The following is a 21,389-nucleotide window of genomic DNA, read 5'->3' on the forward strand; positions in this document are numbered from 1 at the left end:
TTCGTGCCGGGGAAGGCGGGGTTCCTTACGCGCGGAGGCCGTCCGGGACAATCCGCCGACGCTCGCTAATCGCCGGTCACGGTGATAAGCGGCCCGTCTGATGCGCTGGATCCTCGATTTCTTGTCCAATATGGAGGCGCGGCGCTGGCGCGCCGTGCTGGCGACGGTCGTGTTGCTGGGCGCGATGGTCGCCCTGTTCGCCGTGGGCAAGAGCCAGTTGGGGCTGGACGCCGAGGTGAGGCTGGAGGCCTGGCTCGGCGGGTTCCGGCATGGGCCCTGGGGTCTGCCGGCCGCAGTGATCGTGTTTACGGTCGCGGCCTTCTTCGGGGCGCCGCAGTTCATCCTGATCGCCGCCTGCGTCGTGGCCTTCGGGCCGTGGTTCGGATTTCTGTACAGCTGGATCGCGACAATCGCCTCGGCCGCGGTCACCTACTGGATGGGGCGAGGGCCGACGGCGCGGCTGCTGGAGCGGCACGGCGGCAAGACGGTCGGGCGGCTGACCCGGTTCGTGGGCAAGAACGCCTTCTACGCCAGCTTCATGATCCGCAACGTGCCCTCGGCGCCCTTCATCGTCGTCAATATGGCGTTCGGCGCGGCGCGGGCGTCCTTCCCCGGCTTCCTGGCCGGGTGCGCCCTAGGGGTGCTGCCCAAGACGGCCCTGGTGGCCTTCTTCGGCGGATCCTTCATGACGGCGGTCAGCGGTGACGGGATCTGGACCTCGGCCATATTGGCGGGGGTCGCCCTGGCCTGGTTGGGGCTGATGCTGGGCGTGCGCGAATGGGTCAGACGCCGCGAGGTCGCACGCGGCGACTGAATTGCGGGCGCGAAGGCAGCATGTTTCACAGGCCGTTTGTCCCCCTCATGACGCTATCGTGAACGGCCTCAAGGGCCAAGCTTATACAGGGCTGGGGGTGAACTGGGGTCCGTCACGCGAAGGGGGTTGTATTCCCTGTTTCATACGGGCACACGAGCCAGCGGTAGGCGTGGCGAAGACGATCAGGAAGCTGTCCGGCAAGGGGATGCCAGGGCAGCGGGGCGTCGCCAGGTCAACTGCGAAACTGACGCCCTCGGTCAAAGAACAACGGTATCGATTCCCATGAGCTTTTCCCTTTTCGGCGCGATCTCCAACGACATCGCGATGGACCTGGGCACCGCCAACACCCTGATCTACATGAAGGGTAAGGGCATCGTCCTGAACGAGCCTTCGGTCGTCGCCCTGCGCAATGTCGGCGGGCGCAAGATCGTCCATGCCGTGGGCATCGAGGCCAAGCAGATGCTGGGCCGCACCCCGGGCCACATGGAGGCCATCCGCCCCATGCGCGACGGCGTCATCGCCGACTTCGAAGTCGCCGAAGAGATGATCAAGCACTTCATCCGCAAGGTGCATAACCGCAAGGGCTTCGTGAACCCGAAGATCATCGTCTGCGTGCCGTCCGGCGCCACGGCTGTCGAGCGTCGCGCCATCAACGACTCCTGCCTTAACGCTTCGGCCCGCCGCGTGGGCCTGATCGACGAGCCGATGGCCGCCGCGATCGGCGCCGGCCTGCCGATCCACGAACCGACCGGCTCGATGGTCGTAGACATCGGCGGCGGCACGACCGAGGTCGCCGTCCTGTCGCTGTCGGGGATCGTCTATTCGCGTTCGGTCCGCGTCGGCGGCGACAAGATGGACGACAGCATCATCAGCTACATGCGCCGCAACCATAATCTGCTGATCGGCGAGACGACCGCCGAGCGCATCAAGAAGGACATCGGCACCGCCCGTATCCCGGCCGACGGCGAAGGCCTGTCGATCGAGGTCAAGGGCCGCGACCTGATGCAGGGCGTGCCGCGCGAGGTGCGTATTTCGGAACGCCAGGCCGCCGAAGCGCTGGCCGAGCCGGTGACCCAGATCATCGAGGCCGTGAAGGTCGCGCTGGAAGCCACCCCGCCGGAACTGGCCGCCGACATCGCCGACAAGGGCATCATGCTGACGGGCGGCGGCGCCCTGCTGCGCGGCCTCGACATCGAGATCCGCGATCATACCGGCCTGCCGGTCTCGGTCGCCGACGATCCGCTGTCGTGCGTCGCCATCGGTTGCGGCCGCGTGCTGGAGCATCCGCGCTGGATGAAGGGCGTGCTCGACTCGGCGCTCTGATTTTCGATCCGCGGCCAGGTGAAAGCCTGGCCGCAAATCCTTTTCAGCCCTGCGTGATCGACGGTTCCATTCCGGCCCCGATTTTGCGATAGGCAGGCAGACGGCAGGGGTCCCCTTGCCGATTCCAACCCCTTGTGTGGAAGGTCGCCCGTGGCGTTTCGCGACGGCCCCTTTGAGAACCTGAAGGTGCCGCTGGCCTGGACCGCCGCGGTGGTCGCTGTCGTGGGCATGGTCGGGGCGGGTCTGCTGCTGGTCAGCGACCGCACGGCGCCTGACGGCGCCGCTGGCTACAATGCTGTGCGGGGCGCGACGGAAACGGTGACGGGCCCGGTCAGTGGAGTTCTGGCCGCGCCGGTGCGCTGGGTCGGGGCGGTGACGGACTATGTCGGCGGCTATTTCTTCGCCGTGTCCGAGAACCGGCGCCTTAAGGCCGAACTGGCCGAGCTGCAGCCGTGGCGCGACCAGGCCATCGCTCTGAAGAATATCAACGGCCGTTACGAGGCCATGCTGGATCTGCGGACCGAGCCGGCCGTCCCCATGTTGACGGCGCGGGCGATCTCCGAGAGCCGGGGTCCGTTCAAGAACGCCAAACTGATCGACGTCGGTGCGGGCAAGGGCGTGCGGATCGGCAATCCGGTCATCAACGAACATGGCCTGGTCGGCCGCGTGACCGGCGTGACCGGCGGAGTCAGCCGCATGGTCCTGCTGACCGACGTGGCGTCGCGTACGCCGGTGCTGGTGGACCGCACCGACGCTCGGGCCCTGCTGACCGGCGACGGCAGCGGCAATCCCCGGCTGGAGTTCGTGCGCGGCGCCGGATCAGTGCAGGCGGGCGATCGTATCCTGAGTTCCGGCGACGGCGGCGGCCTGCCGCGCGGCATTCCGATCGGCATCGCCGCCAAGGGCATCGACGGCAGCTGGCGCGTCAAGCTGTTTAGTGATCGCGGCGCCATCGACTATGTCCGGGTGCTGCTGTTCCAGGACTTCGGTCAGCTGATCGATCCGAACGCGCTGAACGCTCCGCCTCTGGCCGGCTTGACCACCGCCCCGCCGCCCAGCGAGGCGCAGGTCGGCGCCATCGGCGATGCGGCTGCGCGTCGGCAGGCGGCGGCAGAGACCCAGGCGGCCCGTGTGCGCGCCGCTACAGCGGCGCCGACTGCGGCGCGTCCAGCACCGGTTCGCTCCGCCGAGACAGCGCCCCAGACGCCGCCGGGGCCCGCGCCGACCCCGGGGGGCGCGACGTGAGACGGCCGGTCGCGGTCCGCGTCGTCGGGCCCCTGCAGTGGATTGTCTATCCGGCCCTGGCGGCGGTCGCCGCCACCATCGTCTTCGCCACCCCCGTCGAACTGTTCGGCCTGACCCTGCCCGAGCCGGTGTTCCCCATGGTGCTGGCCTTCGCCTGGCCGCTGATCCGCCCGTCGATGACGGCGCCGGCGGTGCTGTTCCTGCTGGGCCTGTTCCTGGACCTGTTCTGGGGCGGGCCTCTGGGGCTGTGGTCGCTGTGTCTGATGGGGGTCTATGCGGTGATCCTGCTGTCGCGCAATCTGTTGGCGGGGCATGAGGGATTGATCCGTTTCGCCTGGTATGCGGCCTGCACCCTGGGCGCCTTCCTGACGGCCTATGTGATCGTGGCGATCCGGGCGACCAATCCGCCGTCGATCCTGTCGCTGATCGGCCAGGTCACGCCCACCCTGATCCTGTATCCAATCGCGGACTGGATGCTGGAACGGTTCGACGACGGGGACACGCGCTTCCGATGAGCGGCGAACCCTCCATCTTCTTCGCCGACGTCAACGAGCGCCAGGGCTCCTTCCTGCGCCGCACCTTCGTATTTGGCGGCCTGACGGGACTGGGGGTGGCGGCCCTGATCGGGCGGCTGGCCCAGCTTCAGGTCGTTCAGGCCCAGGAATATGCGACCCTGTCGTCGCAGAACCAGTTCAACTTCCGCATGGTCCCGCCGCCGCGCGGCCTGATCAAGGACCGCAACGGCGTGGTCATCGCCGGCAACCGGCCCAGTTTCCGGGTGCTGGTGGTCCGCGACGAAACCAAGGATCTGGACCAGACGCTGGACCTGCTGGGCCGTCTGCTGCCCGACACGCTTGAGCGGCGCCGCGCCATCATCCGCGACGTCAACGCCTCGTCCAAGTTCAACCCGGTCCCGGTCAAGAGCGACCTGACCTGGGAAGAGTTCGCCAAGGTCAATCTGTACGCCAACGAGCTGCCAGGCGTCATGGCCGACATGAACGACGCCCGCTACTATCCCTTCGGCGGTTCGTTCGCCCATGTCATCGGCTATGTCGCCAAGGTCAATGACCGCGACATCAAGGCGATCCGTGACAAGGGCGAGACGCCGCCGCCGCTGCTGTTCAACCCCAGTTTCCGCATCGGCCGCCAGGGGGTGGAGCGGTCGCTGGACGAGGCGCTGCGCGGAGAGCCGGGCGGCAATCGCGTCGAGGTGGACGCCCGTGGCCGGGTGGTGGCCGAGGATGTGGGCGGGTCTCGGCCTGCCGTGCCCGGCCAGGAGGTGGTCCTGACTTTGGACGCCGATGTCCAGAACAGGGCGCTGGAAGTGTTCGGCGAAGAGGCCGGCGCCTGCGTCGTGATGGACGTGCGCAATGGCGATATCCTGGCGATGACGTCCGCGCCCTCGTTTGATCCAAACCTGTTTGTCGGCGGCGTGCCGTCCAAGACCTATGCGGCGTTGCGCGACTATGAGCGTCGCCCGCTGACGGACAAGGCGCTGGCGGGAACCTTCGCTCCGGGCTCGACCTTCAAGCCCGTCGTCGGCCTCACGGCTCTGAAGCGGGGAGGCGATCCGAACCGACGTATCGTCTGCAACGGCGCCTATTATTTGGGACGCCGGTTCGCCTGTCTGGGACGTCACGGCTCGCAGGACATGCGGGAAGCGATCAAGAACTCCTGCAACGTCTACTTCATGACGCTGGCCGTGGAGATGGGGCCGGACGCCATCGCCGAGACGGCGCGGGAAATGGGCTTCGGCCAGACCTTTGACATCGGCGTACCGGGCCAGAAGCCCGGCCTGGTTCCCGACCGCAAGTGGCGACGCGAAAATCCCGTCCGGGGCGACGGCAAATGGTATCCGGGGGAAACGCCCAGCTACGGGATCGGGCAAGGGGCCCTGACGGTCAACGCCTTGCAACTGGCCGTTTATGCCTCACGGCTGGCCAATGGTCGCAAGGCCGTCATGCCGCGACTGATCAAGTCGATCGGAGGCGTCGAGCAGGGCGCTGACCGAACCTTCGCAGACCTTCCCTATGACCCCGCCTTCGGGCAGGTGATGCGCGAGGGCATGGAGGCCGTGACGGACATCGGCGGCACCGGCTTCAGAAACAGCCAGCTGGGGCTGGGCGATATTCGTATGGCCGGCAAGACCGGCACGGCTCAGGTGCAGAACTATGGCGCGGGCTCGCGCAAGGGCGCGGGCCGACCTTGGGGCCAGAAGGACCACAACCTGTTCATCGCCTTCGCGCCTGCCGACAATCCGCGCTATGCGGTGTCCGTGATCGTGCAGCACGGAGGCCTGGGCGGCGGGACCGCCGGGGCGCCGCGGGCGCGCGAGGTGATGAAGGTGGCGCTGCTGAAGGATCCGGAAATGCGTGCGCGCATGGAGCGGCCGCCGGCGCCGGAGCCGGAGCCGGTTGAGCCGACTCCCCTGGACGAGCCGCCGGTCGTGGCTGAGGCCACGCCGCAGCCCCTCGCCGTCGAGCCGCCTGTTTCTCCGAACGAGCCGCTCTGATGACCGCTTCCGCCCTGTCCCGTCCCGGCGAGCGCGAGCGCGTTTCGACCAAGATCAGCCAGATCGACTGGCGTCTGCTGCTGCTTATCTGCGCCGTCGCTGGGGCGGGCGGGCTGATGCTCTATTCCGTGGCGGGAGGATCCTGGTCGCCCTGGGCGGCGAAGCATCTGATCCGGTTCGGCGTCTGTCTGGTGCTGATGCTGGGCCTGTCCATGATCAACATCCGGTACTGGTTCGCTCTGGCCTATCCCATCTACGGCGTGGCCCTGTTCCTGCTGGCCCTGGTCGAGACCCCGCTGGGCTATACCGCCCTGGGCGCCACCCGCTGGCTGGACCTGGGCGTCACCCGCATCCAGCCGTCCGAAATCATGAAGATCGGCGTCGTTCTGGCCCTGGCGCGTTGGTACCACGGAGCGTCGGCCAAGGAGGCCAGCTTCCACTGGAAGCTGATCATCCCCGTCGGCATCATCGGCTTGCCGTTTATTCTGGTGGCGCACCAACCCGACTTGGGGTCGGCCATGCTGATCGGTCTGACCGGCGCGGCGATCATGTTCATGGCGGGCCTGAACTGGAAGATCATCGCCGCCGTCGCCGCGATCGGCATCGTCGCCGTGCCGCCCTATGTGATGTTCGGCATGCACGACTATCAGCGGCACCGGGTGCTGACCTTCCTGAACCCCGAGGCCGATATGGCCGACAAGGGGTATCAGATCGTCCAGTCGAAGATCGCCATGGGATCCGGCGGCCTGCTGGGCAAGGGCTACGGCCTGGGCAGCCAGAGCCAGCTGGAGTTCCTGCCCGAGCGGCACACCGACTTCATCTTCGCCGCCTTTGCCGAGGAGTTCGGCTTCGTCGGGACCTTCTTCCTGCTGACCGCCTATGCGGCGATCATATTGATTTCACTTCGAATAGCCTCTCTGTCTCATAGTCATTTTGGACGATTGGCGGCGTCGGGCGTCATCGCCACCTTCGCCATGTATGTGCTGATCAACGGGGCCATGGTCATGGGTCTGGCGCCGGTCGTCGGGGTGCCCATGCCGCTGCTGTCCAACGGCGGCACCGTGATGCTGACGGTGATGATCGGCTTCGGTCTGGTGATGGCGACGCGAGTCCACCGATACGCCGAACTGCCGAAGGGGCATGGTCTGATCTGATGGCGTACGCGCCGACCTTCGTCCGGGTGCTGGACATGTGCGCCCAAGCTGTGGTCGTGTCGCGCCGATGACTTCCAAGACCGGCCAGGGCCGCAATCGCACCATGGGCGACATCGCCCGCCTGGCCGGCGTATCGCCGATGACCGTCTCGCGCGTGGTCAATGGCGACGCCCGCGTGCGCGAGGCGACGCGGACCAAGGTCGAGGAGATCATCCGCGAGACCGGCTATGTGCCCGATCCTGCCGCGCGCATTCTGGCGCGGGCGGGGGCAGGGCGGATCGGGCTTTTGTACGCCAACCCGTCCAACGCCTATCTGGCCGAGGTCCTGTCCGGCGCCCTGGAAGGGGCGCGGTCGGTCGGCCTGCTGCTGCTGATCGAGCCGTCGCAGGCCGGGGCGCCGGAGGAGGAGCGCGAGGCGGTGCAGAGGTTGAGCGCGGGCGGCGCGCAGGGGGTGATCGTGCCGCCGCCGCTGGGCGAATCACAGGCCACCCTGGACGCCATCGCCAAGAGCCGGATGAAGGCCGTGGTCCTCGCCGCGCCCGCCGCCAGCGAGGATCTGGTCTCGCTGAAGGTGGACGACGTCGGCGCCGCGCACCAGATGACGAAACACCTGCTGGACATGGGCCATCGCGTGATTGGCTTCATCCTGGGGCGGGAAGACCAGAGCGCCAGCGAGGACCGTCGTCGCGGGGCGCTGGCCGCCATCAATGACGTCGAAGGCGCGGTGCTACAGGTCGAACCGGGCGACTTCACCTATCGGTCCGGGTTCGAGGCCGGACGCCGGCTGCTGGCCCAGGCGCGTCGCCCGACCGCCATTTTCGCTAGCAATGACGACATGGCCGCCGGGGCTCTGGCGGCCGTCCATGCGGCGGGCCTGTCGACGCCACGCGACGTCTCGGTGGTGGGTTTCGACGACACCTATCTGGCCGCCAGCGTCTGGCCCGGCCTGACCACGATCCGCCAGCCGGTCGCCGCCATGGCCCGCCGCGCCGCCATCATCCTGGGTCGCGGCGGCGAGAATTCCGGCCCCGTCGCCCACGAAATGATCCTTCGCGAGAGCACGTCGCCGCCTTCCGATTGACAGCGCGTTTGCGATGCAAGATGGTAGCGCTACCACATCGTAGAGTGTGGAAGGGGAGACGATTTTGAACCTAGCCTCACACCTGCCGGCGGACTGGCGCGATGCGCGCCTGCTGGGACGGATCATGACCCCGGCGGGCCCTTCGCCGGTTCTGGCCAGGGGCGGGCGCCTCTATGACATCTCCGGCCAGGTCGCCACGACCGCTGAGGCCGTGTCTCGGGACGATTTGGACCGAATCGAAGGCGTCGATTTGGGGGCGCTGGATGATCTGTTGTTCGCCACGGCCTGGGACGCGGCGGGCGAGGCGGACATTATCTTGCTGTCGCCGCTGGACCTGCAGTGCATCAAGGCGTCGGGCGTCACCTTTGCGGTCTCGGCCCTGGAGCGGGTGATCGAGGAGCGGGCGCGCGGCGACGCCGACGCCGCCAATGCGGTGCGTCAGTCCATTCTGGATCGGATCGGCGGCGACCTGAAGGATCTGCGGCCGGGCTCCGAACAGGCTGAAGCCGTCAAGGCGCAGCTGATCGCCGAGGGTCTGTGGTCCCAGTATCTGGAGGTCGCCATCGGCCCCTATGCCGAGATCTTCACCAAGGCCCCGGTGCTGGCCTCGGTCGGCTGGGGCGCTGAAGTGGGCGTTCGCGCGGATTCGGCCTGGAACAACCCCGAGCCCGAGGTTGTGGTCATCTGCGATCCGGCGGGCCGGCCCGTCGGGGCCAGCCTGGGCAATGACGTCAATCTGCGCGACATCGAAGGGCGTTCGGCCCTGCTGCTGGGCAAGGCCAAGGACAATAACGCCTCCGCCGCCATCGGCCCCTTCATCCGCCTGTTCGACGACGGCTTCGGTATGGACGATGTTCGCGCCGCGACCGTGCGGCTGGAGGTTGAGGGGCAGGACGGCTTCGTCATGACCGGCGAAAGCTCGATGCGGCTGATCAGTCGCGATCCCGAGGAGCTGGTGCGCCAGACCCTGAGCGCCCACCAGTATCCGGACGGCTTCGCCCTGTATCTGGGCACCATGTTCGCGCCGATCGACGACCGTGACGCGCCGGGCAAGGGCTTCACCCACAAGATCGGCGATCGGGTCCGCGTCTCGTCCGAGAAACTGGGCGTGCTCGAGAATATCGTGGCCACCTGCGACCAGGCCCCGGCCTGGCGGTTCGGCGTGGTCGAGTTGATGCGTAATCTGGCCGGTCGCGGCCTGCTGGGAGTCTCTGTATGAGTCGCGCCGTCTATCCGTCGCTGAAGGACCGTCTGGTTGTCGTCACCGGCGGCGGTTCCGGCATCGGCGCCGGTTTTACCGAGGCCTTCGCGCGCCAGGGCGCCCGCGTCGTGTTTCTCGACATCGCCGAAACCGAGTCCCGCGCGCTGGAAGCCTCGCTGGCCGAGCTGTCGCCGGCCCCCGTGTTTCATCCCTGTGACCTGATCGACGTCGCAGCGCTGCAGACCTGTCTGGCCGATGTGATCGCGGCCCATGGTCCGATCGACATCCTGATCAACAACGCCGCCAACGACGACCGCCATACGCTGACCGAGGTCACGCCCGCCTATTGGGACAATCGGATCGCGGTGAACCTGCGGCACCTCTATTTCGCGGCCCAGTCGGTCGCGGCCGGGATGCGCGAGAAGGGGCGGGGGGTGATCATAAACCTCGGCTCGATCAGCTGGCACCTGGGTCTGCCCGACCTGTCGCTGTACGAGACGGCCAAGGCCGGCATCGAGGGCATGACCCGCGCCTTGGCCCGCGAACTGGGCAAGGACGGGGTACGGGTGGTCTGTATCGTGCCGGGCAATGTCCAGACCCCGCGCCAGATGAAATGGTACACGCCCGAGGGCGAGGCCGAGATCGTCGCGGCCCAGTGTCTGCCCGGTCGGCTTCAGCCCGAGGACGTCGCCGCGCTGGGCCTGTTCCTGGCCTCGGACGACGCACGTTTGATTACAGGCCACGAGTATTTCGTGGACGCAGGCTGGCGATAGGCTTTCCTGCGACGTTCAACGCCCGCGTCAGACGGGCTCTTTGGGAGTAGATCGAAATGGCAGGACCAACGGGGGGCTCTGGCCCGGACATCGCGGGGGATGACCGCGTCAACATGGCCTTCATCGCCCTGATTGTGGCGGTCGCCACCATCGGCGGCTTCATGTTCGGCTATGACTCGGGCGTCATCAACGGCACCCAGGACGGGCTGGAGGCGGCCTTCAACCTGTCGGCGCTCGGCACCGGGTTCAATGTCGGCGCCATCCTGCTGGGTTGCGCCGTCGGCGCCTTCATCGCCGGACGCCTGGCCGACGCCATCGGCCGTCGCACGGTGATGCAGATCTCGGCGGTCCTGTTCATCATCTCGGCCTTCTGGGCCGGCGCAGCCGACACCTCGGCCCACTTCATCATCGCCCGCTTCATCGGCGGGCTGGGCGTCGGCGCGGCCTCGGTGCTGTCGCCGGCCTATATCTCCGAAGTCACCCCGGCCTCGATCCGCGGCCGGCTGTCGTCGGTGCAGCAGATCATGATCATCACCGGTCTGACCGGGGCCTTCGTGGCCAACTATGTGCTGGCCCGTACCGCCGGCGGATCGACCGCTGACTTCTGGCTGGGCTTCCCCGCCTGGCGTTGGATGTTCTGGCTGCAGGTCATCCCGGCCGCCGTCTATCTGCTGGCCCTGCTGGTGATTCCGGAAAGCCCGCGTTATCTGGTGGTCAAGAAGAAGGACGCCCAGGCCGAGGCCGTGCTGTCCAAGCTGTTCGGCGCCGGCGCCGGCGCGCGCAAGGTTCAGGAAATCCGCGCCTCCCTGGCCGCCGACCACAAGCCCAAGTTCTCGGACCTGCTGGACCCGACCACGCGAACCGTGCGCCCCATCGTCTGGGCTGGACTGATACTGGCCGTCTTCCAGCAACTGGTCGGCATCAACATCGTCTTCTACTACGGCGCAGTGCTGTGGCAGTCGGTCGGCTTTTCCGAGAACGACGCGCTGCAGATCAACATCCTGTCCGGCGTCCTGTCGATCGCGGCCTGTCTGGCGGCCATTTCGGTCATCGACAAGATCGGTCGCAAGCCGCTGCTGCTGATCGGATCGGCCGGCATGTTCGTGACCCTGGCGGTCGTGGCCTGGTGCTTCTCGCGCGCCGCCCTGATCGACGGTTCGCTGCACCTGGACGACAACACCGGCCTGACCGCCCTGATCGCGGCCAACGCCTATGTGGTCTTCTTCAACTTCAGCTGGGGCCCGGTCATGTGGGTCATGCTGGGCGAAATGTTCCCGAACCAGATGCGCGGTTCGGCCCTCGCCGTCGCCGGCTTCGCCCAATGGATCGCCAACTTCGCCATCTCGGTCAGTTTCCCCTGGATGGCCGCGACGCTGGGTCTGGTCGTCACCTACGGCTTCTATTCGGTCAGCGCCCTGATCTCCTTCTTCCTGGTCCAGGCCTGGGTGAAAGAGACGCGTGGTCGCGAACTGGAAGACATGACGGGCTGACTTCCGGCCTCTCCATACCTATCTCCCCGAGACGGGCGGCGCTCCCCCGCCGCCCGTCAGCCTTATGAAAAGGACATCCCATGACCGACACGCTTGAACTCTCGCACTGGATCGGCGGCGAAAAGGTCTCCGGCGCGTTCGCCGGCGAGAGCCTGAACCCGTCCGACACGCGCGACGTCGTGGCCCGCACGCCCAAGGGTGGAGCGGCCGAGGTCGATCAGGCCGTCGCCGCCGCCCGCGCCGCCTTCCCCGGCTGGTCCGACGCCTCCCCGGAAGTCCGTTTCGACGTGCTGGACAAGGCGGGATCGCTGATCATGGCGCGCGCCGCCGAGATCGGCCGCCTGCTGGCACGCGAAGAGGGCAAGACCCTGCCCGAGGGCATCGGCGAGACCATGCGCGCCGCCCGCATCCTGAAATATTTCGCCGGCGAGGCGCTGCGCGTCCACGGCCAGAACCTGGCCTCGACCCGTCCGGGCGTCGAGATTCAGACCTATCGCCAGGCCGTCGGCGTGTTCGGGCTGATCACCCCGTGGAACTTCCCCATCGCCATCCCGGCCTGGAAGATCGCCCCAGCCATCGCCTTCGGCAACACCGTCGTCATCAAGCCCGCCGGCCCGACCCCGGCGACGGCCGAGGCCCTGATCGCCGTCCTGCATGAGGCCGGCCTGCCCAAGGGCGTGGTCAATATGGTCATCGGCGACGGCGACGTCGGCCGCGCCATCGTGGCACATCCCGGCATCGACGGCATTAGCTTCACCGGCTCGCAGGCCGTGGGCGCCGGCGTCGCCGAGGGCGCGATGAAGCGTCAGGCCCGGGTCCAGCTGGAGATGGGCGGCAAGAATCCGCTGATCGTGCTGGATGACGCCGACCTGGACCGCGCCGTCGCCATCGCCCTGGACGGCAGCTTCTTCGCCACCGGCCAGCGTTGCACCGCCTCCAGCCGCCTGATCGTTCAGGACGGCATCCACGACCGCTTCGTGAAGGCGCTGGGCGAGAAGGTTGCGGCCCTGCGCGTCGGCGACGCCCTGGACTCCAACACCCAGATGGGCCCGGCGGTCAGCGAAGCCCAGCGCGAAACCTCGTACAAGTACATCGACATCGCCAAGGAGGCCGGCGGCCGCATCGTCACCGGCGGCGAGCGTCTGAACCTCGACAAGCCGGGCTGGTACGTCCAGCCGACCCTGATCGCCGACACGGTCGCCGACGCCAGGATCAATAACGAGGAGGTCTTCGGCCCCGTCGCCTCGACCATCCGCGTCGCCAGCTATGAAGAGGCCCTGGCCGTCGCCAACGGCGTCGAGTTCGGCCTGTCGGCCGGCATCGTCACTCAGTCGCTGAAATACGCCCGCGACTTCCAGAAGAACGCCCGCGCCGGCATGACCATGGTCAATCTGGCCACCGCCGGGGTCGATTATCACGTGCCGTTCGGCGGATCGAAGAAGTCCAGCTATGGCTCCCGGGAACAGGGCTTTGCTGCGGTGGAATTCTACACCCAGATCAAGACCTCCTACTCGGCGAGCTGATCTATGAGCGATGTGGAACTGGTCTGGGATATTCAGGCGGAGCTGGGCGAAGGCCCCGTCTGGGACGCCGAGCGCAAGGCGGTATGGTTCGTCGACATCAAGGGTCGCAAACTGCACCGCTACACGCCCGCGAGCGGCGAGACCGCTTCGTGGGATACGCCCGACCAGACCGGTTTCGCCCTGCCGTCGGAAGACGGGTCGCTGATCTGCGGGGTTCGGGGCGGTCTGCACCGCTTCGACCCCGAGAGCGGCGTCTTCACCCTGATCCAGCCGGTCGAAGAGGACCGGCCGCAGAACCGCCTGAACGACGGCTTCGTCGCGCCGGACGGCTCGCTGTGGTTCGGGTCGATGGACGACAGCGAAGAGGTCCAGACCGGCGCCCTCTATCGCTGGTTCCAGGGCGAGCTGACCCGGCATGACGACGGCTATGGCGTGACCAATGGGCCGTGCCTGAGCCCGGACGGCCGGATTCTGTATCACCACGACACCCTGGCCAAGACGGTCCTCGCCTTCGACCATGCGGACGGAGTGCTGTCGAACCGGCGGGTCTTCGCCGTCACCGAGGACGGTTACGCCGATGGACCCAGCATGGATTCCGAAGGCGTCCTGCACGTCGGCCTGTTTAACGGCTGGGGCGTGGCGAAGTTCGCTCCCGACGGCCAGCGGATCGGCAAGATCGAGGTTCCGGTCCAGACCGTGACCAAGGCGGCCTTCGGCGGCGAGGATCTGCGCGACGTTTATATGACCACGGCCTGGCTGGGGAATGCCGACAAGCGCGGCGAACAGCCGACCCTGGGCGGCCTGTATCGTGTTCGGGTCGAGACGCCGGGCCTGCGCCAGAACAAGATCCGCCTGTGAGCCTGCTGATGCTGACGGCCGGCGACTGGCGCGCGACCGTGGCGCCGGAGCAGGGGGGGGCGGTCCTGAGCCTGGACTGGCGAGGACAGCCTGTGTTCCGACCGACGCCCGAAGGGGCGACCGACATGCTGGAGACGGCCTGTTTCCCCCTGGTTCCCTATGCGAACCGGATCGCCGACGCGCGGTTCGGTTTCGAGGGCCGGGACGTGCGTCTGACGGCGCTTGATCGGTTTGCGCCCCACGCTCTGCACGGCGACGGCTGGCTGAACCCCTGGACGGTCGAGACCGCCTCGGAAGACAGCGTCGAGATGAGCCTGAACTGGCCGGGTGACGTCGATCCTGACGGCGCGGGTTGGCCCTGGCCCTGGCTGGCGCGGCAGACGGTTCGACTGTCCGAAGGCGGTCTCGAGATCATCCTGTCGGTGACCAACACCGGCGATGCGGTCATGCCGGCGGGCCTGGGGCTGCACCCCTATTTCCACAAGTCCGCCGACAGTCGCCTCAGCCTTTCGGCGACGGGGGTCTGGCTGACCGACGCGCGCGAAATTCCTGAGCGGCTGGCGGCGCCCGCTGTGGTGACGGACTGGAGCGGCGGACTGGCCCTGGCCGAAGCGCCCTTCGTCGATCACGCCTATGCCGGCTGGAACGGCGATGCGGTCATGGAAGGCGGGGGCCGGCGCGTGATCATGCGCGGCGGGCCTGGCGCAGACTGGGCGCAGATCTATGCGCCCGTTGGCGCTGACTTCTTCTGTGTGGAGCCTGTGACCCATCGGCCGGACGTGTTGAATGCGCCGGCGGGCGAGCGGGGCGGTCTGGCGCGGCTGCTGCCAGGCGAAAGCCTGAGCTTGATCATGACCGTTACGGCCGAAGCCCTCTAAGGCGTGGGCAGGCCCAGCCGGGTCCGCCACGCTGGATAATCAACATTGATCAAGGCGGCGGGCCAGGTCCCGACATAGTGGTAGCCGGCGCGGCGCTCCTGCTCGATCTCGGCCAGGCTGGCGCGAGCGATGGACTCCCGGCCCATGAAGATCGGCGCGTCCGTCCTCAGGTCATAGAAGCGCGCCCACAGCGGACCTTCGCCCGGCGCCGCCACGATGCGGCGATCCGGCTTGCCATCGGTCTGGGTGGCCTCGACCCGAAGGTCTGGCATGGCCACAGCCTGGAACCAGTCCACGGCGCCCTCGACTGCAGCGATCACTTCGGGCGAGGGGCGGTCGATGCTCATCAGAAAGCGAACGACGCCGACGCTCTCATTGCCGGACAGCGACGGGGGTTCGAACCGGCGGGCCCAGACGGGCTCCAGGGTCACGGCGTCATGCTGGGCGCACCAGGCGGTCAGGCGACCGTTGCGACGCACCTGGGTCTTCAGGATCAGGGCCGTTCCCGCCTCAACCGCTTCGGCCGCGCGGGCGCGGCGCGCGGCGTCGACGAAGGCGTAGGGCGGTTGACCGGCGGCGACGCCCTGCAACAGGCGCAGGACGCGGACCATGGCGTCGTCATTATAGGTGATCTGGTCGTAATAGCCGCCCCGCAGCGGATAGAACTGGGGCCATCCGCCGTTCGGCCGTTGCGCCTCCAGCAGATAGTCCAGACCCCGGTCGAAGGCCGGGCGCGTCGTCTCGTCGCCCGCGCTTATGACACGCGCAAGAAAGTCGAGCGGCAGGGTGGTGCCGTCGTTGTCGATGGTGTTGGTCAGGCCCGGATCGGCGTCTGGGCTGGGCGGGGCGAACAGGTCGGTGTTCTTGGGCCATCCGCCTTCGGACGACTGATGCAGGACCACCCTCGCGGCCATGTCCCGTGCAGCGTCGGACCCGTACCAATCCGCCGGCCGCCGCACCACCTGCGACCCCCAGGCGGGTGCGTCCGTCTGAGGTGCGGCAAAAACGGGGGCCGGTGCGGTCGAGCACAGGATCAGGGCGAGGGTCGATGTCAGGATCAGACGACGCGGGCTCATGAGACTCTTTCCGACTTCACTCAAAAATTAAGGGGCGCCGATGCTCCAGCGCCCCTTCAGGTTCGTTCCTTGGGAGAAGGTGACGAGCTTAGAAGACGAAGCGGGCGCCGACGAAATACTGGCGGCCGGTGCTGCCGTAGCTGTTGACCAGCGGGTCGTCCTGATAGGCCCAGCGCTCGTCCTTCTGGTTCGTCAGGTTCAGGGCTTCGGCCGTGATCGTGACATTATCCGTCAGCTTGTAGGTGAAGGCCGCGTCGACGTTCAGGGTCTCGTTCGAGCCGATGAAGTCGTTGATCAGCGGCGAATCACACTGACCCGGATCGCAGCCGCCCGCCGCCAGCGGATAGGTGGTCTGATAGGCGGCGCGATAGGCGGCCGAGACACGAGCGCTCCAGCGCGGGACTTCGTAGAAGACGGTCGCGTTGAAGGATTCCGGCGAAGCTCCCAGGAAGGGCGCGGTGCCCGTCAGATTTCGCGCCGGGTCCAGGATATATTCGAGCTCGGACTCGATGTTGGTGTAGTTGGCCTGCACCCCGAAGCCGTCGAAGGGCGCCGGCAGGAAGGTGAAGTTCTGCTGATAGGCGATCTCGAACCCGGACAGGGTTCCGCCGGGCGCGTCATCATACTGGCGCAGCACGAAGGGCTGATCCGCGTCGATATAGGCGCGGCGGCTGTCCGATGCGAGATCGACCAGGCCGTCATAGGCCGCGCGCAGATTGGCGATCTGTTCCGCGTCGAAGATGTCGCTCAGCTTGCCTTCGCGCAGCACGACCTGCGGGAAGCTCTCGATCTCCTTGTGGAAATAGGCGACCGACAGCAGGGCGTCCTTGGCGAAATACCATTCGACGTTGAAGTCGAGATTGGTCGCGCGGAACGGCTTCAGCTTGGTGTTGCCCAGAGTGATCTGGGCGTTGGAGCCGTCAAACTCGGCTGCGGCGCCGGCTACGCCGACAGGCACGGTGAAGGCGGTGACACCGGGTTGAAGCGCCGTCATCTGCGGCCGGGCCATGACCTTGGAGGCCGCGAAGCGGAAGATCAGCTTGTCGTTGGGCTCCCACGCCAAGTTCAGCGACGGCAGGGTGTCGTTGTATTCGTTATCGTTGGTGATGGGGCGGCCGCTGGGCGAACGGCCGCGCGACTCCACGCTGGTCTCGGCGCGGCGCAGGCCGGCGTTGCCGCGCAGCGTGCCGATCGGCAGCGGCAGGTCGAAGTCCATCTGGCCGTAGTAGGACAGGCTTTCCTCATCGACCCAGAAGGTGTTGACCCCGCCGTTGCGCAGATCCGACAGACGCCAGTCGCCCCACTCATTGATGCAATCGCAGTCGAAGCCGAAGCGGTTCTGGAAGGCCTGCAGGTTCGGCGCGAAGAAGGAGGTCGGCATGCCGTCCGGCACATCCAGACCGTCGCCCCAACTCACCGCCTGACCCATGTCCCCGACCGTGGTCGCCTGGGCCAGGCCCGTATTCACCCCTTCCAGCAGGCTGGGGTTCATGGTGTCGGAGACCAGCCGTTCGAAACGCGTATAGTAGAAGTCGAACTTCCGCTTGCCGATGCCGAACCGCAGGGTGACGTAGTCGTTATAGTCCCATCGGAAGTCGGCCTTGGCCGTCTGATAGCCGTTCTCGGTGACGGTGCGGAAGGCCCGCAGGGCGGAGTAGCCCTTGACGAAGTCCCAGTTGTTCGGGTCGGCCACGTCGAAGCCGAAGTCGATGAACGGCATGTCGCCGCCCGCGCGGTCGTCATAGACGAAATAGTCGTTGCCGGCGACGCCCTGGCCGGAGTCCAGACGGATGAAGTCCGCCAGCACGCCGGTGTTCTCGTTGGTCGATTCCGAGTCGCCGATCAGCAGCGACATGCTGAAACGATCGCTGAAGTCATGCTCGATATTGATCGAGTTCTGACGGAACTTCGTGGTGTAGGATCCCTGGTCCACCGCCGAACGCATGTCGACATTGCCCAACACCAGATAGTTGGCGTTAGCCCCGGTCGCGCTAAGCCCCGCATCCATCAACCGCACCGACGGCCGCCCAATAAACGCGCCCCGCCGCGCCAGATAGTCCGGATGGGCGATATAACCGACCGAACCCGGCTGGTTGTAGTAGTCGTAGACCTCAAGGTTGTTCGGATTGAAGCTGCCGGTTCCGGCGTTCAAGGTCTGGCTCGTCGCGCCTGGCGCAGTGGTAAACAGCGGCGTGCTGCCATAGAGAGACTGGCCGCAGTCGATGGCGTCGCGGAACTCCGTCGCGGCCTGAGCCGTGCAGTTGGCATAGACGCTTCGCCGGTTGCGATAGCTGTTGTTGCCAGAACTGGCCGTGGGTTCAGTGAAATAGCTGAACGACGTCAGTGTGCGGTTGCCGTTGGTGTTGTTGCGGTTCAGCCCGACCGGTCCGATCTGGTAGTTGGTCGAGGTCTGGGTCATCTCCGAATAGAGATTGTCGAAGTTGATCGTCGTACGATCCGTCGGTCGCCATTGGCCCGACAGGGTCACGCCCAGACGGTCCTGTTCGACCTCGCGGTGGTTGAGCGTCGCCAGGGCGGGAATGCGGACCAGGGATCCGCGCGTGCCGCCGCCGTTGATCAGGGCGTAGGCCTCGGGGTCCGACCCGATCAGATAACCGAGGGCCTCTGGATTGGTCACGCGGGGCAGGGCTGAAAGCGGAGTTCCGATGGGCAGGGCGAAACCCTGATGATCACCGGCTGAGTTGGACCCGACGTTGTTGAACGTCGCGCCGCGATAGGCGTAGTCCATGGACCCGACTTGACGCTGATAGCTGTCGATCACCTGCTTGCGTTCATTGTAGGCGAGAGAGCCCAGCAGGCCGAACTCGCCGATCTTGCTGGTCCAGCGGTCCGACGCCAGCAGGGCGACGCGGGGGCTGTGGTTGCCCCCGTTCTCGTAATAGGCGTCCTGAAGGGTCAGGGCGAGACGACGCTCGGAAAAGTTGAACGGACGGCCCGAGATCAGATCGACCGTCGCTCCCAGAGAGCCTTCGTCGGTCTGGGCGTCGGCGGACTTCTGCACCTTCAGCGAGTTGAACAGTTCCGACGCGAAGGTGTTGAACTGGAAGCCCCGATCCCGGCGCAGGGCGCCGTCGGCGCTGCTGGCGCCCGAAGTCGACAGGGTTTCGAGGCCGTTCAGCCGAACCCGTGTGAAGTCGCCGCCCAGACCGCGCACCGAGATCGAATTGCCTTCGCCGTTCTCACGGTCGATCGAGACGCCGGGGATCCGCTGCAGGGATTCCGCCAGGTTGGCGTCCGGGAAGTCCGCGATGTCCTCGGCATTGATCACATCGACGATGGTGTTGGAGCGGCGCTTCTCGCTGAGCGCGCTGGCCAGCGAGGCGCGGATGCCGGTAACGACGACTTCATCGACCGTCGCGGCCTGCTCAGTCTCCTGAGCAAAAGCAGGGGCGGCGAACAGCATCGCCCCCATCAAGATCGCCGCCGGCGAGGCCGCCGCGCGCAAATGTCCTATGGTTTGGTTTTGCATCCGTTCCCTCCGTTTCATCCGCTCCAGCCTCTGACGGGCCGGATGCCGATATCCCCGTCCCTCGCTCACCGGGGGACAGCCTGCTTCATTTCACTACGATCCAACGACCGTCTTGCAATGTCACCGGTGTCATATGGCTAAAATAAGGCGAGCGCCAGCCCCAAATTTTGCTTTCGGATCCTGCAGTGTTGGACGCGCCAACGGCGGTAGGGCCGGGCGGCCCTCCGCCGTGGGTTGCTGTTACAAGGCTTTGAACTTGAAATTGCGGAAGCGCGCCTCACCGTCTCCTGCCGCGTAGAGACCGGGGCGCAGCATCATGAAGCCGCCGCGAACATTTTGATTATAACCGGAAACTTCCATGCCTCGGTCGAACCGGGACCAAGTCTGGCCATCGGGCGAGGTGTCGAAATAGAGGTTCTGGTAGGCGTTGGTCAGGCGGATGAACATGCGTCGGCCGTGCGGATTCGCCGGGCGTCCGCGTTCGATTCCGTACTGGTGGGTGACGAACCTCTGGGCGTCGAATCCGAGGCCGGCATATAAGGCGCGGTCATAGAACAGGATCAGACCCGCCACGGCCCCCGGGTCGATCTCGATCTCGCATTCGATCTGATACGCCTGCTCGCCCTGGACGAAGGTCAGGGGTGAGCAATCGACGGGCGCCTTGCCCTTGGCCCGCATGTGCAGCACGCCGTTCTGGCGACGCAAGCGGTCCTTTTCGTTGGGCTGCGGGTCGTAGAAGCTCCACTGAAGGCCGAACTTGTCGGTGGAGAAATCATCCGACAAGGCCATGCCGTGAGGTACGGCCTGGCCACCCTTGGGCTGGGGAATTGGCTGCGACAGATCGCCGCCCTTGGCGTGGAACCAGCCGTCTTCGGTCCATTCAATGGGATCCAAAAGCGTCTGACGGCCCAGGCTCCAATAGGCGTTCTCATAGCCGTGATAGACCATCCACCAGTCGCCGGCCGTCGGCCCTTCCACTAAGGTGGCGTGGCCGCGCGACCACCATTTTTCCGCACCAGACCGGGTGCGTACGATCGGGTTATGGGGGCAGTCTTCCCAGGGGCCATTGATCGATTTCGACCGGGCGGCGATGACCATATGGCCGGTGGGCGGTCCGGCGGTGCCGCCGATGGCGGTGATCATGTAGAAATACTCGCCGCGTTTCAGCAGCTTGGGTCCTTCCTGGGCGAAGCCTTCAACGATCCAATCGTCGGGATAGCGCCACGCCTTGTAGACGCCCTTGTCCACCGGCCCATCAAGGGCCAGGCCATCATCGGTCAGCTTCACTCGGTCGCCGCCGCTCAGGAACAGATAGCGTTTGCCGTCTTCGCCGACGATGTGGCCCGGATCGATGTGGGCGGGGAGCTTCAGGTCGATCGGCTCGCTCCACGGCCCTTCGATCCGGTCAGCCCAGATGACATAGTTGGAGCGGTATTCGGGGAAGCGAGCCGGAATATAGCAGTAGAATCGCCCCTCGTGCTTGATCAGCTCCGGCGCCCAGACCGAGCCGATATTGGTGGTCAGGGCCGCGGTCACCGGCCGCCAGTTCACCAGGTCGCGCGAATGCCAGATGTGGATGCCCGGCACCGACTCGAACGACGAGAAGGTCATATAGTAGTCTTCGCCGTCCTTCAGGATCGACGGATCCGGGTGGTCGCCGGCGACGATGGGATTGAGGAATGTGCCGTCGCCGAGGTCGGCCATCCGCTGGCCCTCGACGCCGCGACGCCATTTCATGTGCGCCCATTCCCGCCCCAGGGGCGCGGCTTCCTCATGGGTCTGGGCGAAGGCGGCGCGAACGGGCAGGGCCGAGGCCGCGACGCCGCCCAGCAGGCCGGCCAAGGCGGCCCGGCGGTCGATGAATCTCATGGTCGTTTCCTCGTCTGCTCTTATTGGCCGAAGCGAGCGACATAGGAGCCGGGCTGTGTCACCGGTGTCAATTTGAAAAAGCGCGACATCCTGCCCAAGGTG

16 protein-coding genes are annotated in these 21,389 nt (G+C 66.4%); 13 read left to right on the forward strand and 3 right to left on the reverse strand.

The window, feature by feature from the left end:
* The first annotated feature begins 100 nt into the window (after positions 1-100).
* The 13 genes from ACW17X_RS02400 (at position 101) to ACW17X_RS02460 (ending at position 14,852) form a co-directional block, all read left to right on the forward strand.
* Positions 101-814, forward strand: coding sequence for a TVP38/TMEM64 family protein (locus tag ACW17X_RS02400; protein ID WP_492099497.1), 714 nt, complete (start codon positions 101-103; stop codon positions 812-814).
* 282 nt (positions 815-1,096) lie between these two features.
* Positions 1,097-2,137 (forward strand): rod shape-determining protein, encoded by a 1,041-nt coding sequence (locus tag ACW17X_RS02405; protein ID WP_008260883.1) that lies wholly within the window; start codon positions 1,097-1,099, stop codon positions 2,135-2,137.
* Between the two features lie 150 nt (positions 2,138-2,287).
* Positions 2,288-3,382, forward strand: coding sequence for a rod shape-determining protein MreC (gene mreC / locus ACW17X_RS02410; RefSeq protein WP_492099498.1), 1,095 nt, complete (start codon positions 2,288-2,290; stop codon positions 3,380-3,382).
* Entirely contained in the window at positions 3,379-3,897 is a 519-nt protein-coding gene (locus ACW17X_RS02415; protein WP_492099499.1) for a hypothetical protein, read from the forward strand. The genes mreC and ACW17X_RS02415 overlap by 4 nt, the downstream gene beginning before the upstream one ends.
* A complete protein-coding gene (gene mrdA / locus ACW17X_RS02420) occupies positions 3,894-5,894 on the forward strand; it encodes a penicillin-binding protein 2 (RefSeq protein WP_492099500.1) in 2,001 nt (666 codons plus the stop codon). Before ACW17X_RS02415 ends, mrdA begins: the two co-directional genes overlap by 4 nt.
* Positions 5,894-7,048, forward strand: coding sequence for a rod shape-determining protein RodA (rodA, locus tag ACW17X_RS02425; RefSeq protein WP_492087099.1), 1,155 nt, complete (start codon positions 5,894-5,896; stop codon positions 7,046-7,048). The genes mrdA and rodA overlap by 1 nt, the downstream gene beginning before the upstream one ends.
* Positions 7,049-7,115: 67 nt before the next feature.
* Positions 7,116-8,129 carry a LacI family DNA-binding transcriptional regulator gene (locus ACW17X_RS02430; protein WP_492087098.1) on the forward strand — a complete coding sequence of 338 codons (1,014 nt, stop codon included), beginning with the start codon at positions 7,116-7,118 and terminating at the stop codon, positions 8,127-8,129.
* A 64-nt stretch (positions 8,130-8,193) separates the two neighbouring features.
* The gene (locus ACW17X_RS02435; RefSeq protein ID WP_492099501.1) at positions 8,194-9,348 is read left to right on the forward strand and encodes a fumarylacetoacetate hydrolase family protein; all 1,155 of its coding nucleotides are present in this window, start codon (positions 8,194-8,196) and stop codon (positions 9,346-9,348) included.
* Positions 9,345-10,103 carry a D-xylose 1-dehydrogenase gene (xylB, locus tag ACW17X_RS02440; protein ID WP_492087096.1) on the forward strand — a complete coding sequence of 253 codons (759 nt, stop codon included), beginning with the start codon at positions 9,345-9,347 and terminating at the stop codon, positions 10,101-10,103. Before ACW17X_RS02435 ends, xylB begins: the two co-directional genes overlap by 4 nt.
* A 56-nt stretch (positions 10,104-10,159) precedes the next feature.
* A complete protein-coding gene (locus tag ACW17X_RS02445) occupies positions 10,160-11,593 on the forward strand; it encodes a sugar porter family MFS transporter (protein ID WP_492087095.1) in 1,434 nt (477 codons plus the stop codon).
* Between the two features lie 80 nt (positions 11,594-11,673).
* Positions 11,674-13,116, forward strand: coding sequence for an aldehyde dehydrogenase family protein (locus ACW17X_RS02450; RefSeq protein WP_492099502.1), 1,443 nt, complete (start codon positions 11,674-11,676; stop codon positions 13,114-13,116).
* A gap of 3 nt (positions 13,117-13,119) precedes the next feature.
* Positions 13,120-13,974, forward strand: coding sequence for an SMP-30/gluconolactonase/LRE family protein (locus tag ACW17X_RS02455; RefSeq protein ID WP_492099503.1), 855 nt, complete (start codon positions 13,120-13,122; stop codon positions 13,972-13,974).
* The gene (locus ACW17X_RS02460) at positions 13,971-14,852 is read left to right on the forward strand and encodes an aldose 1-epimerase (protein ID WP_492099504.1); all 882 of its coding nucleotides are present in this window, start codon (positions 13,971-13,973) and stop codon (positions 14,850-14,852) included. Before ACW17X_RS02455 ends, ACW17X_RS02460 begins: the two co-directional genes overlap by 4 nt.
* On the opposite strand, the gene pelA is transcribed toward ACW17X_RS02460, so the two are convergent.
* The 3 genes from pelA to ACW17X_RS02475 form a co-directional block, all read right to left on the reverse strand.
* Positions 14,849-15,928, reverse strand: coding sequence for a pectate lyase (pelA, locus tag ACW17X_RS02465; protein WP_492099505.1), 1,080 nt, complete (start codon positions 15,926-15,928; stop codon positions 14,849-14,851). The genes ACW17X_RS02460 and pelA overlap by 4 nt on opposite strands.
* A gap of 88 nt (positions 15,929-16,016) precedes the next feature.
* Positions 16,017-19,418, reverse strand: coding sequence for a TonB-dependent receptor domain-containing protein (locus tag ACW17X_RS02470; RefSeq protein WP_492099506.1), 3,402 nt, complete (start codon positions 19,416-19,418; stop codon positions 16,017-16,019).
* A gap of 240 nt (positions 19,419-19,658) precedes the next feature.
* Complete coding sequence (locus tag ACW17X_RS02475) at positions 19,659-21,287, reverse strand: family 43 glycosylhydrolase (protein ID WP_492099507.1); 1,629 nt, start codon at positions 21,285-21,287, stop codon at positions 19,659-19,661.
* Positions 21,288-21,389: the final 102 nt, after the last annotated feature.

It is taken from the genome of Brevundimonas sp. FV1ye4L (assembly GCF_058681255.1).

Bases quoted from the DNA above. Each gene is read 5' to 3' on its own strand.
- ACW17X_RS02400 (WP_492099497.1), top strand. From the start codon at position 101: ATGCGCTGGATCCTCGATTTCTTGTCCAATATGGAGGCGCGGCGCTGG.
- ACW17X_RS02405 (WP_008260883.1), top strand. From the start codon at position 1,097: ATGAGCTTTTCCCTTTTCGGCGCGATCTCCAACGACATCGCGATGGAC.
- mrdA (WP_492099500.1), top strand. From the start codon at position 3,894: ATGAGCGGCGAACCCTCCATCTTCTTCGCCGACGTCAACGAGCGCCAG.
- rodA (WP_492087099.1), top strand. From the start codon at position 5,894: ATGACCGCTTCCGCCCTGTCCCGTCCCGGCGAGCGCGAGCGCGTTTCG.
- ACW17X_RS02430 (WP_492087098.1), top strand. From the start codon at position 7,116: ATGACTTCCAAGACCGGCCAGGGCCGCAATCGCACCATGGGCGACATC.
- xylB (WP_492087096.1), top strand. From the start codon at position 9,345: ATGAGTCGCGCCGTCTATCCGTCGCTGAAGGACCGTCTGGTTGTCGTC.
- ACW17X_RS02445 (WP_492087095.1), top strand. From the start codon at position 10,160: ATGGCAGGACCAACGGGGGGCTCTGGCCCGGACATCGCGGGGGATGAC.
- ACW17X_RS02450 (WP_492099502.1), top strand. From the start codon at position 11,674: ATGACCGACACGCTTGAACTCTCGCACTGGATCGGCGGCGAAAAGGTC.
- ACW17X_RS02455 (WP_492099503.1), top strand. From the start codon at position 13,120: ATGAGCGATGTGGAACTGGTCTGGGATATTCAGGCGGAGCTGGGCGAA.
- pelA (WP_492099505.1), bottom strand. From the start codon at position 15,928: ATGAGCCCGCGTCGTCTGATCCTGACATCGACCCTCGCCCTGATCCTG.
- ACW17X_RS02470 (WP_492099506.1), bottom strand. From the start codon at position 19,418: ATGCAAAACCAAACCATAGGACATTTGCGCGCGGCGGCCTCGCCGGCG.
- ACW17X_RS02475 (WP_492099507.1), bottom strand. From the start codon at position 21,287: ATGAGATTCATCGACCGCCGGGCCGCCTTGGCCGGCCTGCTGGGCGGC.